Raw genomic sequence first — 15,154 nt, forward strand, 5'->3', positions numbered from 1 at the left:
GGGTCATTCGTTGGTTTCGTAATTTGCATTGGCGGTGGATTCATAGCATTAGCTGAACTTATGAAGATGATAAATAATTAGGTGAGAAGGAGCCATAAAAGCCTCCTTTTTGGTACCTTAGATTCAAACACGTTAAAGAATTATTTACTGCCCATGATCTTAATTGATGCCTTTCTAATTTTAGAAAATTATACATAGGTCTGATAGACTATTCTGGGGTAAATTACATAGTTGGAGGGAATACATGGAAGAGAAAATAGGTATTATAATTACAGTCAGTTTTCATTCTAACAATGTTCTATTTGGCTACTCGTTTCTTTGGTAGAATGTTCGGAAATATAAGCTGTTTTTTGTCCTTATTGTGGTCAAACTTTCGGAAAAATCAATTCATTCTCTACCTCTATATTCGCCAACTTTTTTGCTGGAGTTGTAGCTCTTGCTGGAGGAATAGGACTTTTATTTTATTTGTTAGACTTATTAAAGGATCAGTAATCTAGCTTTCAGCTACAAAGGAGCCATTAACCAAGGCTCCTATTTTTGTACCCTAAATTCAAATGTCTCACGAAAGTATCTCTTCCCCATGATCTTAATGGATACTGGGCTGTACTCCACCACCGGACCGCCATAGTCAATGATGTGCTCGTGATCATCCAGAACATGCCAGACGGATACGCGTACCTCAGTTAAGGCTGCTGTGAGGAAATCCATATCTGTAGATAATACTCTGTATGTATGATTCATCAAATCACCCTAATTGATAATTCAACTATCAAGTGGCGATACCTTCATCAAAAAAAAGAAGAACCCTGACAATATGTCCAGGATTCTTTAGTAAGTTACTTATAATGCGAAGTTGGCTGTACCACTAGTACTGTCTCTTTTTTAAAGTCGTCTGCCTCCATGTAAAGTTTAACTCCCTTATTACTAATACCAGTTACATTAATTTCTACATTTTCTTGCTTACCCTCTTCTAAAAATAACGATTTGATATGCTCACCTGTATCTTCATCTTTCAATAATATTTGTCCAGATCCATCTACTAGTTTTAGATCAAGAACCAAGGTCTGATATTTATTATTAGGATAGAGCACGATATAACCTAAATTTTTAATTGTAACGACTTCTTTGTATTTATTCTCCGTATATTTCGAATCTCTTGAAAGGCCAGCATATGTTGAAAAATAGTAAATTCTTTCTTTATCAAAAGGAGTTTTAGCAAGTTTTTCACCGAAACTCATTTTGCCTGATTTGGCGTCGACAGTTATGTTCGTCTTCGTTGCTTCTTTTGCTAGACTAACTGGTATGTACGTTTGTCCATTGATTACTACTGGTTGTGTTTTTGACTGCGGGGTCCAGTTGCTACCATTTAGAGCATACTTGAAATTACTAACCGTTGCCTGAACTGTTTTACTTTTTGATGCAGCAAATGCTCCCGTTCCTCCGACCACTAGAAATGCCAATAACAGTAATCCTGTTTTCTTAAATCTCATTTTCTTCCTCCTCAGTACTATCTTGGTTTTGTACTACAATATTATCTCAAAACTTTCCTATATAGTAAATAAGTATTATAATGATATAGATAAATTGACCCATATTCGGAGGTTATAATGATTAAAGATCTTCTTTTGGCAGAAAATAAGGGATACTCAGTTTGCTTGGTTTTTGAAGATAATTCGAATTACATAGGAATCATTATGATGTCAACTGACAAAAAGAGGGTTAAGATTAAACATCAACATGGAGTTGAATGGATTCCAGTTACAGATATAGTCAGCTGTTCAGTATCTATTCCATTTCAAAATACATCCGAGTAAAGTGACGATTTAATGATCGGATGTATTTTGATTATATTCACACGATTATTCAAATCCATTTGTTAGAGATTTCATTTCATCAATTACTTGATAAAGTCTAATAATCGCTTTCTCATAAAGCTCTGCGATTGGTATTGCAATCGAACTGGCAACAAACAAAATTGCGAAGTTTACTATTATAGCTATTACGGTTATTGTTACCTTAACTTCAATAGAGTTTCCAAAATCTAACTTCAGTTGAAAATACTCTATTTTACTCATGAATATAATTGTATATATCGTTGCATACAAACTAACTGCTCGTGCAGTAAATACTACCAAATTGTTTACAGTCACCCCATCATTCATATAATAAATTAAAAAACCAATATCAAAAAACATCAACAATTTCCCCAGTATCGGTAAGTTGCCTAAAATACTACTTTCTAATAACCCCACACTTATTATTTGTAATAATATCGATCCTACAATACATACTAAAATCCAAACTAAAAATTTCGGCATTTAACAATCTCTCCTCGTAAGTTCCCCATAAACCTACCTATCTCCCTAGATAAAAATACCTAGGTCTGATAGACTATTCATGTTGTTAATTATTACTATATCAGGAGGATGAAGATTGAAAAAGCCTATTCAGAAAAAATGGTGGTTTTGGCTTATAGTTGTGATTATAGTGGGAGGTATCTTTGGAAACAAAGATGAGGAGAAAACTGAGAAAGAAGAAGTTGCGAAAACCGAAGTATCCACTCCTGCTGAAACCAAGCCGGGAACTGTTGTTGCTGAAAAATCTGCTAGTAAGACCCAGGATGTTAAGGTAGCCAAAGAGGACGTTCAGAAACAAAAGGAAAAGATAGCAGAAATACCAGGAACTCTGGGAATGACTCCGGAAGAATTTCGTAAATCGTTCAATAAACGCGCAGATGTGCTTAATAACTCCAAACTGAAAATTGGCAAGAAATTAAACATTGAAACTGGACCAGCTCAAGATGTATTCCAGTATATGACCACAGATTACAAAGGCATAGCCGGATCAGTAAACAAAGCAGACGGATCATTACGTGATGTAATGATGATAGGCCAAGGTAATGGTACTCTTTCATCTGGAACAGATCTTGTTTTAACTATTGGTTTAGTTATACTCGCAACCAATCCAGACTTACCATCGAAAGCTGTTGGTAGTGTTCTTGATGATCTGGGTATCCTTAATGAAGGCGTGGATTGGACAACTGTAAACGAATCAACAGAACTAAACGGAATTCGTTATAGCATAACTGGATCTGATGCTATTGGAATAATGTTCAGTGCTAGCGACGCAAATGATAAATAAATACGAAGGAGAAGCATCATGAAAAGAATACTAGCTCTATTCTGTGCCATGGCGATGTTTGGGTTCGTATTAAGCCCATCTTACGTTGAAGCTGCTACTGTAAATCCAAAGACTTTGTTAGAAAAGAAATTCCCTAGAGAGCGTGTAACAGTCAGTAAGTCAGTAGACCTAAACGGAGACAATAAGAAAGAACACTTGTTGATCACTGAATCAGGCAACTTTTATCTTATTAATTCCAAAGGTGTCATAGTACTTATAGATACAAATTACTATAGCGATGAAGAACCAACAATCCATATCCTCAATGTTTCGGCTAAAGAAAAGCAAGTAGCTGTTACTCTTGACTATTTACCATCAAATACAGAACTGCTCGTTTATAAATATCAGAATGGTACTCTTAAAAAGAAGTTATCTGTTATGGGTGATGTTGGAATAGAGATTTCGAAAACCGGGGAAATAATTCAAATGTGGAAGAATTACTATCCAGAAGGTGGTTGGAAGATCGCAGTTGCAAACTATAAGTGGAATAGTAAGAAAGATAAATATGTAGGTTCAGGTGAATTACCACGATAAGACAAATAAGACTCTTTCGACTTAGTTTCGTGAGAGTCTTATTTTTGTTCAATTATGCAAAGCTTAAACTAAGTATCAACTCCTCTTGCTTTGCCGACCTAGGGCATAAGCCGTCACATAATTGATCCTGTCGTTACCCAGTGCAGGTAAGTTTGTCTCTCCTGTTACGATAGAAAGTTTATTTGCGCCAGCCACGCCCATCGTAGTCGTTACTGTACTCTTCTTCCTAGTGACGACAGTACCTATTATTTCGTAAGCTGTGATGCACTTTTTTTTTACTCATAGTAAAAGGAACCCCAAACGAAGCTTATTTCAATACGATAAAGATATTTTCAATGTACTTCCCGTATGTATCTTCCCAATGATGATTTGAATCAGCTTTAGAATCAAAGAAAAAACTCTCTCCTGATCTGAGTTTTATTTCAAGTTGCCTCTCTTCTTGGCGCGAATTTGACTTAATAATCCTTAACGTCTCGACTTGAAAATTTTTATAATACATGACATCAGATGCTCTTGCGTTTTGCCTGAAACGAATAATACTTTTTTCTGTGAATATAAAAAACTCAACTTCTGCACTATCTGTAAAAAAATTTTTGGGATAGAAGGCTCTTACTTCATCATCGGTAACGTATTTTTGAATATTTGATAAAATCTTCGTATATCCACCATACGAGATACTACCCATTTCTCTTTTGAAATCATGATAACTGTTCATTTTCACTCAACTCCCTCTTGATACGATAGTTCGACAGGAAGGAATAATATCCCTCTTTTAACATCGTCTATGGGGCAATTGAAGAACGCCTTCCGGTTTAGTCCTTGTGACATATGGTTATTTTCGGTATACAATAGACTTTACTCCAAGAAAGAAGTGAAACCGGGTGAATCGACTGAGATTGAAGATTGAACTTTTGTTCAAAACATTCACAGTCCGTATCGTTATTTTTAGACGTTAATTGCGATACGGCATCCGGACCTGAAATAAAATAAATGCCCTAGAAAAGGTCGCATGTAAAAGTGCGTGAACCGATCAATGGGTCGCACTCCTATTGGAATGCGTAAACGAAATCTCTGACCCTAGGTTCAGCGGCTGAAAAGCCTCGTCCTAGGGTTTTATAAGTAAAAATAATACTTGTTAATCTAATTCATAGAATTTCTAGCAATGGAACCTCCTAACGGGGAGCCATGTGATCAAAAACTTATAATCTGAATGTTGTACGTCAAGACCACAATCTCTTGACTGTCTTTGATCTGGTTTTTGAAATCTTATACTGTATTATGCTTTGCTCAACGCAACAAGTTCTTCGATCTCCGAAAGCTTGTACGAGATATTATGTTTTGAGTAACCCTTGAAATTTCCATATGGAATCATGTTAGATATATAACGTTATTTCGCTTATAAACTCAAAGCTCAATCTTTAAAATGTACTCATTTGATGGTAAGACTAAATTAATCTTTACAGGCAAAGGTAATTCAAACTCTTTTATTATTGCTCTGACATAGCACTCTGCACTTCGCTTCTGTATATCCCATGGGAAATAAATTGTGTGATTGTTCATTTACTGTCCTCCATGTTGCCAGGCTTAGTATTTAGTCATGAGAGCATTACTTTTGCTATGAATGAAAAAACTTGCCTACCCTTAAATACTTCAAATGAATGAAAGTTTTGTGGATCAATAAACGTTGAATCAATTAAAATTATGTAATCAGACCCGTATTAGAACTTATATTCAAACGATAAACTGCACGATTCATGAGTAGTGAGTTTTTAACCATACTACTATCAATCATTTCTCACCATCCTTTATAAGTCATGAATAGTAATTATCCATTTTAGGATCATAGTTTTCTTTCATACAAATACACTTAAATTTATTTATGGCTTTAATCCTTTAAACTGAGCCGCAGTTAGATTTATGTTCCGCGATTCTCACGGCTCCATTACCTAATATCATAATTCACTAACCAGACGGATCTAACTGGATGATGTTTTTGTATCATTGTTGTGTTGATTTATTAATTCATCTAATAGTTCGGATTGACTGATAACCAGAGAATGTTCAATACCGTGGATGCTAACTAACTTGTTTAAGACATACCTCTCTTGTTCTATTTTTTCTTTAATTGTAGGATTAGTTGACATCGCCAATCACCTCTATAACTAATCCTATCTCTTTCTATTCAAATTCAAGACTGGTGAATTTATACAAAAAAGACAATTAAAAAAACCTCCATTCCAGGAGGTTTTGGACATTATTATTCTGTTTTACCAACCGCCAGCACCGTGTGAGCTCGTTTTTATTATGGAAATATCTTTTTTTGGAATAACTTCGTTGTTACCAGCTGATACCTGATTAAGTGGAGCAATTACCAAAATTGCTAAAGTCACGGCCAAAGATGCGATCATCATCTTCTTCATATAACTAATTCTACCTCCTTTAAAATTGCTTTATACTTATCTAGTTGATCCTCTGTCGCTAAATGCCTCAATTTCTCAAATAAACAGAAGCATCTGACCAGATAAGTATCATTATTTAGTTTAGCAGATATTGCCAAACTATCTAACACAAAGATTATACCAATACTAGGACGCAGAGATCTAATATAATATTCAGCTAAATCAGCTAAGAAAATCACAAATCTGTCGTTAATTACTTGCGAAGTGTACGTTCCCACCCTTTTTTGGGAGATTACCTGATTATGAATCATATCATGGTAACGCTCTAAAATGTGGTCGATGTTGAAGGAGTATTTCAGCGCTGCTCTGACAACTTTGAATAGACCTAGAAGTATTTCGTTATCATTGTTAGCCAGGGAATCTACATACTTATCAATAAGATCGATATCCCCTGTCATTATTCTATAAAGCATTCTATTAGCGGCGGACCAGACTAAAAATTGTTTCTTAGTATGTTCAGCAGCAGCGTCAGTTTCAACGATCCAACTGTGATCCTCATATTTTTCTAAATGGTAAAAAGCTTCATTGAAATCCTGAGCCTCTTCAGCGACTGTCCCTAATAGCAAATGTGAATACAATATATATCCAAACAACATTTTTTTGGGAGCAGTTGATTCTACCTTATTGCCTGTTCTTTTATGTTTTAGATCATATTGTATTCTAGCTATTCGACCCATTTCAGTGCTTAATTGTTTTGCCTTCTCCCACTTCTGCAAAGAAACGTATACGTTAGCTAGATCTTTCAACGCATCTAACTGTTCTGATTCACTTAGCCTTTTGACAAACGGCTCGAATACTAGAGCAAGCTCATAATTAATTTGCTGGTCATCCCCTAGTGATAATTTAAAGATTCTATATTGGCATATCGCCAACCTTTCGGCGTGCTGATAACGTTCTCCTTCTGAGACTTTTTTATAGATAAGAAGTGATGCCGTGGTGTTGCCTCCTTCAAACAGAGACTCAGCAAAATTAAATAAAGAAGAAATATAGTAAGATTTCTCCAACATAAGATCAACAATTTTTTCAATACAGGTTAGCTTATTTAACTGTGAGCATCTAATTAGAAACGGCCGTAACCTTCTCCAATCTGTTGATGGATCAATTAGCAGCTCATCTACATATAAATCATAAAAAGTGCCCTCTTCAAGTCCCATTGTGTATGTCATTCTATCAAGAGCTTTGATCGGAATGAGTTGAGAACCATTTATGAAACGACTCAGAGTTCCAGAATTAATACCCGATATTTCAGCAAAATGATAAACAAGCATTTGGTTTTCTTCTATGTAATTTAACAACTCTGCCCGAATTGATTGTTGAGTTATCACTTCCAAGGATGATTTCACCTCCACTGATAATCCATTTTTTATGTCTTTATTATCTATATAGGTATCATATGGATTATTCTACCATCGGTCAATGGTTTTTCTGCAATAATACTTGAACAATTGAATTTCGCAGAATTATTAGTTAACTTTTCATACGAACAAAAAAAGGTACCAAAGAACCCAGCCCATTTAGGAACTTCATCTAAAATTAGATTTGATGTTGAACCAGTAATCACTAGTATATTGGAAATTGTTTAAACAATCGACTTATCTAATCTTTCTAGAAGACTACTTACAACCAACACATATACAGTCTATGATTAGCTTCCTTGCGCTTGTATTTTTAAAGACAAGAACCCCGATCAAAATATAATGATTGGGGTTTGTGTAAAAATAATATTCTAATCACTTTATGAGTTTGTAATTATAGTTCCTACTAGGATGAATCACGAGTCATTCTCAAACTTGTGCAACTTTACTGGTAAAATTCCCTCTCCCTTCACATTACTCTGGTTGGCAAACTTCTCTAAAGCTTCCAAACATGCTTGTCTTTTAATTACGTCATTTCATTCTGATGGGCATAACTCTTTCTCCTCAGGAGACTGTCCATTTTTGGAAATGCATAAGTTCCTCTTCTTGATTCTCAACCCAACCTAGCCTCAAAATTTCCTTGTATTGTAACTATTATTATTTTTTAATGTAAAGACAAATAAAATCTATTACAATGGCGTTAGATCAGTATTTTGCAATTAAGATTCTTTCATGAAAAAAGCCTTAGAGTTCTTAAACTCTAAGGCTAAAATTATTTTCACAAACACCACTTATTATAGATTCAGGAGTTATTAGGTTATTTCATTCAATATATTAAGGGTTTTAAAAGCTGTTAGAGCATTAGCTTTTGAAGCATATATCTGTGGGCTCTCCAAATTGCTTAACTGAAAAATCTCTCCTGATTCAAAAACGATAAATCTTCTGAGTAAATCAACTAATCTCTCTTGATCTAGATCTTTATAAGCCTCTGATGTAAATGTTGCCAAAATATGATCAAAATCGACTTGTTTACTCCTCGCTATATAGGCATTATAATCAAAAGCCGCAATCGTAAAATTTTCCGGTAATGCGTATATTTCAAGTGATTCTAAATATTCCGCTTTTTCGAAAGATTTTAATAGTTTTTTTTCAGTACGAACCAACGTCCTGAGCTTTCCACCTTGGAATGAATCACCTGAAATTCCGATATAATTAGGCTTAAAATTTAAACTGGTAATAATCTCTTTTGAAATATGATAAAAATCATTCCACTGATTGATATTATTTGGTTCGATTTGCCCATATAATACTATCGATGTTGTTAATCTTTCCTCCATGTACTACCTCCGTTATTTTTTTGGTGGCAAAATATAGATGTCGCCTGCTCTATTCCCCATAAGTCTTTGATTGTCCTGCATCCGTTTTATTAAATCAGAAACTCTATCAGTTTTACTCGGAACCTCATATTGATCTATTTTACCGTCTCTTCTAACTGACATTATATCAGGTCTTCTATTAGGGCTGATGCCCTTTATCTCATTCCCCATTCCTTTATTAAGATATACCTTAACAATATCCTTACTTTGAGCTAATTTTGTAGCTTTTTCGGTCATTGCCTCCCAGTGACCAGGTGTTTTGTTAGTATGCGGCTTGCTTGGATATACAATCTTAGAATTAGTTGTAGTAGATTTTACGGTTTGACTTACTCTCGACGCCTGAATTGATCTAACTTCAGACTTCAGCGAATCAACAGATGGGGGCTTTACAAATTTTAAACTACTGGATGATCTTGAGCTATTCGGTGTTCTAAAAGTTATTCGGCTTACTGGAGAAATCCCTCCTCCACCGCCACCTGGACTCATTTCTTCTCTATGACCACTAGGATCAACATAAATCAGTGGATTGTTCTTAACATACGCATACAAATTCAAACTCAGCGGATCGTTTAGCTCACCCTCAAAAGTGTCCTCATTAATAAACCTACCCGTATTCGGATCATACCATCGCGCACGCAAATACTGCAACTGAGCCGTATCATCCCATAGCTCGCCAGAGTACAAGAAAGGATTATGAACTTTCTCCTCTTTCGACTCGACGTTCCCCCAGGCGTCAAACTCATACTTGTTCAGCAACGCACCGTTGGCATCCCGCAGCTCGGTAACATCTCCGTGTCCGTTCGTTTGCACATACGCCTTGCTACCAGTCGCATAGACAATAGCTTCCAGCTTAGCACCACGAATATAGTTGGCCTTTAGTTCCGGCGTGCCATTGCGCACCTCAGCTTCAGCAATGATCTGAGCAACATCATCATAGTAATAACGAGTGGTCACACCATTTTCAGCACGTTCAACCAGCAGATTGTCACCATTGTACTGATATCCCACTTTTGCTGTATCTGTGGTGACTTGAGTCAAACGATCTCGGGTATCATACTGATACTCGGTCTTCACCGTGTTAACTTCCTTGTCCGACTGCATCGTCAGGCGGTTGCCTTGTTTGTCATATGTGTACTGCTCGTTATTACCACTTGCCGTAACAATGCGATCGAGCTGGTCATACGTAAAGTCATCTTGAACGCCCTGCTGTACACGCTTCGTTATATTTTTGTTGTTATCATAACTGTAGCTGTATACACCTAAAATAGCTTCATCACGCACTTGCTCCAGACCGACAAGATCCAGACCGTTATACGTTTTGCGATCTTTCACACCATTTTGAAACTGTGATGACTTAAACAATCCATTCAGGTAATACGAATACTGCGCATCTGGTGCATCCTTCTCTGTTCCCACCGAAGTCATTCGGTTCATTGTGTCATACGTGTAATAGACGGTGTTGCCAAACGGCCCCTTCATCTCGGTTCGATTGCCACTCAGATCATAGATGAACTCGATTGTAAGCCCATCCGGATAGGAGAGTCGTGTCAATTGTTCCGTCGCTGAATCATATTGATATCCTGTTGTACCCGTGCGGTCTGTCATACTTGTACGTTTACCTACAGCATCTACAGCATAACTGATCGTTTCGTCTGAGCTCACTTTACGGAGCAAGTTACCGCGCAAATCATACTCATATGTGAATGTATTTCCATTGCGATCCACATATTTCGTCAGGTTACCGCCAGGTGTATAGTAACTTTTCGTAGCGTTGCCTGACTTGTCCTTCGTCTGAATACGGCGATTAAGCTGATCATACCTATTCTCTTTGATGTTACCCGCTGGATCAATCGTCTTGAGTAGATTGCCTGCAAGATCGTAGCTGTATTGTGTCTGTTCCCCATTAGCGCTGGTCACTTGGCGAAGCTGCCCCATGACATCATAACTGAACGCGGTGATGTTACCGTTGCCATCCGTTTGCTCCAGCGTTTGACCGCTAATGTTATCGTATTTATTTTGCTCCAGTATTCGGGAAACTTGATCAATCTGTGTTTTCTCTTCTGTTTTGATATCTTTGCCCCACTTGTCGTAGGTGGAAATCTGGATGTAACCTTCGGCATCGGTACTTGTCGCTGTGCGAGCTACATCATCATATTTCATGGATATGGACGTACCATCGGCTCCAGTGGTCATTACCACACGGCTCCAGTTATCGTACGTATTACGTATGCGATTACCCAGTGCATCGTCTGTCCAGGTAGCTCGGCCATACGGATCATACCCGGTACGCTGAGATACCACGTAACTGTTCCCTGAGAAATAACCGTTTTCGATCGCTTGACCTAGTGAATTCCATTTGATCAAACGTTGTTGTCCGAGCTCATCCGTCACTTTGATCGTATTGTTGATATCATCATAATCCGCGCGGAGCATGGTTCCGTCTGGTTGTGTCACTTCAGTGGTTCGACCAACGGCATCCAAGCGATATTTTGTTGTACGTTGCTCTGCATCCGTAGATGCAATTAATGCACCCGTAGACAAGTCATATTCCGATAATGAGTTTATCTGTGTTGTTTGACCATCCACATCGGTTACCATCGTGCTTAGACGAGTTGGAAATGCGTTTTGATAACGACCATCATATTCGAGTGTCGCATTTCGTTCCTGTTTGCCATCCGATATCCGTTGAGTTAATAAGTTGCCATAGGCATCATAGGTGTAATCTGCCTGTGTCAACAGTTCACCACTGGTACTGTCTTTACGGTTCACAATTTGCTTAATTTTACCCAGGTTATCCCGTGTAAGAGCCGTATATTTCTTGTTGGTTGCATCCACCATGTCGGTGACACTCATTAACCAGTGTCTGGTATCATCATACGTACTAGTGGTGGTGCGTCCCGTTGCATCCGTTACCGAGGTGATATTGCCGTAGTCATCCAACTGTACGGTGGTCGTTAATACGTCCTTAGCCTGGTTATCCGTTACAGTAGTGACCGTTGGTGTTGGTGCAGCATAACCACGTCCTTTGACGGTTTTACCATAGGTATTCGTTGTTGTTTGGGTCTTACCCTCTGCATTAACAATGGTTCCGTCCAGATAGAACTGGGCTGGTGTATCATTGTTAATAAAATCTTTACGGTAGTTATATTGTGTGTTGGTTAATCCATTACTCACCGAGACAGCAAAAGTTGTGTCCTGTGAAAATGTTGCTCCTAGATCTGAGGTGTAGCTATACGTTTGACGGTTGAAATCCTCTGTTGTTCCATTTTCATACGTAATCTGATCTTTACGAGAAAGCACACGATAGGCATCATTGAACGAATCTTCACCAATGTAACGCTTAACTGTTCCATTCTCATATTCATAGAACGTTTTGGCCCCCGTGTTATGTTGTACAGATGTTAGCAAAGCATACGGATTAAGCGCCGCACGTTCCGGGCTGAATCCAGGTAGGTTAAACTTGGCATCAGCCAATTTGTAAGAATAGGTTGTTTTTCGTCCCAGCGGATCGATGACCGAATCGAGTAGTTCGATGCCATTTTTCGTTTGTTTGTTATACGTGACTGTACGGTTTCCTTGCACGATCGTTACAGTTGAAGAACTATAGCTGATACGAATGGTATTACCAATAGCATCCTTCACTTGGGTTAACAATTTGCTGTTATACACCGAATTATTTTCATAGAAAAATTGAACATCATTTTTCTGCCCATCGGAAATCTGGAGTAGATGTCCATCCACAGAAAAATATTGCTTGGTTAATCCATCTGAAGAAGTCATGACGAGAGATGAGGTTTCACCATTTACCGTTACCGAGGTATTTGGATTTACTGTAATCCCTTCCCAGTCATAGCCTTTAAGCGTGTTACTTGCAATTTCATAGCGGCCCCCATCTGCCATGACCATATACGACTTGCCATTCTCCGTTTCAATGTAAGGCAGTTTCCAGGACCATCCCTTACCAAGTGGTGCTCGTTTGTCTGAAGCAGCAGGAACCGTTTTGTTGTAGTAAGTGACATCAAAGTTACTACCTACTTGATAAGCACGTATCTCAGCAGATGGACTAGAAGCCAGATAATAGTTGTAGCTACTATCCATTGAAGTAGAGATCCCTTTTCCAGCATTACTATTTACGATATTTTTCAAATCGTTAACTGCTGACCAATCGGGTGTACCATCCGTATATAAAGTGATAGTCTCAGCAGGACCTTCTGTTACTTCCTGCTCTACCCAAGGTTGCTCTCTCACGGCATAAGCATAACGATACTGGTATGGAGCTTTACCTGCAATCCAAGAATCATAACGCTGTTGAGAATACTGCCCAGGCTTAACGACACTTCCTACATAAGATTGAGAGTATATTCGGGTGTCTGATTCTGGAATGGATACGGACCCGTTATAACGTGCTTCCCATGATTTAGTACACACATAGTTCGCTACCGATTTATCTGGTGATGGACAAGCTTTCGTAGCCGTCACCGAGGAACGGGTTAGCGTAATCGTTTTGCCCTCAACGGTCGCTGTTTTCGTATCCGGACATGGGCTTCCTGACCCTGTCTGAGTCCAGACACCTTTGGAGTCATATTTTCCTGGAATAGAGTTCGTGCACGTCTGCGTTGGAGCAGTAATTGTACGTGCAGGTTGATATTGGCCAGAAATGACCTGAGCACTGCCTGATTTGTTTAGAGTACCGCTAAATCCACCCTGATTATAACTTATACTCGAAGGTAGACTACTCAGGCTTCCGCTACGGGTTTGTTGCTCTGTACGGCTTTCCGATGGATTCCAAAATGCGATTTGTGTACTTGCTGCTTTCCGAGCCTCAGCTTCAGTTGCATACGTACCTTGCAGTACAGTTGGTGTTTCCACCACGATCGTGTCATTATCTTTTATACCGTCGCCATTGTAGTCTTCTTGGACCCACTTATTGAGTTTGTATTTGACATGATATTTAGTAATAATTTTTTTCTTCACTGCCTGATAGGTGAGAAAATAATTGTAGACCGGATACTCATATGTATTCGTTCCCACGGCCGGATCATAAAACTGGGCTGAATTCGAGTTATATTGCCTTTCCAACGAAAAGGACATTCCCGCACGTCCAGGCAAAGACGCATCGACATGCTCCAACATAAGACCACCACTCATAGTCGAAATGGTTTCTCCGTTTTCACCCACGGTATAAGGAGCCTCGTTAAACGACTTTTTACTATAGACTGGTGCTTTTTCAGCGATATGTTTCCCTGGATCTGGGATACTCGTTTGTCCTGCAAGTGGTTTTACTTCTGATTTTGATTTTTGCTTTAATGTTGATGATGACTCGGATTGCTTTTTATTCGTAATTGAAGCATCATTGTTCTCCTTAACCTGTCCCTTTTCAGGCACAGGTTTGGATAACTTTTCCGAGATGTTCTTCGGTTCTGATTTCGATTCCATCGACGTAGGAGATATACTTTCTGCACTTCCTTGTGATGATGGTGTTTCCTTGGACTCAGCAGCCGGCTTTCCTTCGAGATTAGAATTGTTGTCGCTTGAAGGTGCTGTCGGTCCTTGACCTACATCCTGATTTGTTTGAGGTGCGTTTTCATCATCAGTTGTAGTTTCTGTCGGTGGTGCTTTTCCTTCAGACTCTGTTTCACCTTCCAATTGCTCTTCTGCATCGATCTGTTCTTTTTCTTCACCCTCAACTTCTTTGTCTTCCTCTTCTTTCGATTCGTTCTCTTTCTCAAGGTCTGTACTTGGCGGGGCTTTCAGTTCCTCTTCCACCGCGAACGTTTCATACTGCTGCATAATGCTGGATTGGTCGGCTTCCACACCCGTGATTGGTGTTTCTTCAGCTACAGCTGAATCCGTATAAACATCACTTGTGACCGTAGCGGATTCATTAACTTCCTGTGGGCGTACTGACTGCAAGGCTTCGTCGAATCCAATCTGTTCGTCTCTGGCTTTATATAAAGAACTAATGACTTCATTCAAGGTATAGCCCTGATCCAGGTAACCATGGATAAAACCTTCTGTCCTGTCAAACTGCTCTGCAATCAGAGAAAGAGACTCCAATGGAGAAGGATTTTGGCCACTAGAAACATCTGATTCGTTTTGCTCTTCTGCATATGTAATCGCCGGTATCCAGTTTCCGAAAAGTCCTGAAAATACGGACACGATGAGCAGGATGGATATATATTTTTTTGTAATAGATTGCTTCAAATTGTTCTCCCCGTTCAGATAGTGTGTGTTTAACCTGCAATTTTAT

General features: G+C 38.5%; 11 protein-coding genes. 2 read left to right on the top strand and 9 right to left on the bottom strand.

Annotated elements, in window-relative coordinates; genetic code table 11:
* Positions 1-531: 531 nt before the first annotated feature.
* From BMW94_RS16040 to BMW94_RS16055, 3 genes are all read right to left on the bottom strand, one after another.
* Positions 532-741, bottom strand: a complete 210-nt coding sequence (locus tag BMW94_RS16040) for a hypothetical protein (RefSeq protein ID WP_090999895.1) — start codon at positions 739-741, stop codon at positions 532-534.
* Between the two features lie 95 nt (positions 742-836).
* Complete coding sequence (locus BMW94_RS16045) at positions 837-1,490, bottom strand: stalk domain-containing protein (RefSeq protein ID WP_090999897.1); 654 nt, start codon at positions 1,488-1,490, stop codon at positions 837-839.
* A gap of 369 nt (positions 1,491-1,859) precedes the next feature.
* Complete coding sequence (locus BMW94_RS16055; protein WP_090999901.1) at positions 1,860-2,318, bottom strand: hypothetical protein; 459 nt, start codon at positions 2,316-2,318, stop codon at positions 1,860-1,862.
* A gap of 115 nt (positions 2,319-2,433) precedes the next feature.
* On the opposite strand from BMW94_RS16055, the gene BMW94_RS16060 reads away from it, so the two are divergent.
* Both BMW94_RS16060 and BMW94_RS16065 read left to right on the top strand, forming a co-directional pair.
* Positions 2,434-3,141 carry a hypothetical protein gene (locus BMW94_RS16060; RefSeq protein ID WP_090999903.1) on the top strand — a complete coding sequence of 236 codons (708 nt, stop codon included), beginning with the start codon at positions 2,434-2,436 and terminating at the stop codon, positions 3,139-3,141.
* Between the two features lie 18 nt (positions 3,142-3,159).
* A complete protein-coding gene (locus BMW94_RS16065; protein WP_090999905.1) occupies positions 3,160-3,714 on the top strand; it encodes a hypothetical protein in 555 nt (184 codons plus the stop codon).
* 307 nt (positions 3,715-4,021) lie between these two features.
* Here BMW94_RS16065 and BMW94_RS16070 read toward each other — a convergent pair whose 3' ends face one another.
* From BMW94_RS16070 to BMW94_RS16090, 6 genes are all read right to left on the bottom strand, one after another.
* Positions 4,022-4,429, bottom strand: coding sequence for a DUF3908 family protein (locus BMW94_RS16070; protein ID WP_090999907.1), 408 nt, complete (start codon positions 4,427-4,429; stop codon positions 4,022-4,024).
* A gap of 1,261 nt (positions 4,430-5,690) precedes the next feature.
* Positions 5,691-5,858, bottom strand: coding sequence for an aspartyl-phosphate phosphatase Spo0E family protein (locus BMW94_RS31310; protein ID WP_090999909.1), 168 nt, complete (start codon positions 5,856-5,858; stop codon positions 5,691-5,693).
* A 123-nt stretch (positions 5,859-5,981) separates the two neighbouring features.
* Positions 5,982-6,134, bottom strand: coding sequence for a hypothetical protein (locus tag BMW94_RS30545; RefSeq protein ID WP_175480726.1), 153 nt, complete (start codon positions 6,132-6,134; stop codon positions 5,982-5,984).
* Positions 6,131-7,504: a hypothetical protein gene (locus BMW94_RS16080; protein ID WP_090999911.1), complete on the bottom strand. Its 1,374-nt coding sequence runs from the start codon at positions 7,502-7,504 to the stop codon at positions 6,131-6,133. Before BMW94_RS16080 ends, BMW94_RS30545 begins: the two co-directional genes overlap by 4 nt.
* Before the next feature lie 836 nt (positions 7,505-8,340).
* Entirely contained in the window at positions 8,341-8,865 is a 525-nt protein-coding gene (locus tag BMW94_RS16085) for a hypothetical protein (protein ID WP_090999912.1), read from the bottom strand.
* Between the two features lie 12 nt (positions 8,866-8,877).
* On the bottom strand, positions 8,878-15,108 hold the full coding sequence (locus BMW94_RS16090) for an RHS repeat-associated core domain-containing protein (RefSeq protein ID WP_090999914.1): 6,231 nt from the start codon (positions 15,106-15,108) through the stop codon (positions 8,878-8,880).
* Positions 15,109-15,154 lie beyond the last annotated feature (46 nt).

This window comes from Paenibacillus sp. OK003, assembly GCF_900109515.1.
Classification (GTDB): domain Bacteria; phylum Bacillota; class Bacilli; order Paenibacillales; family Paenibacillaceae; genus Paenibacillus; species Paenibacillus marchantiae.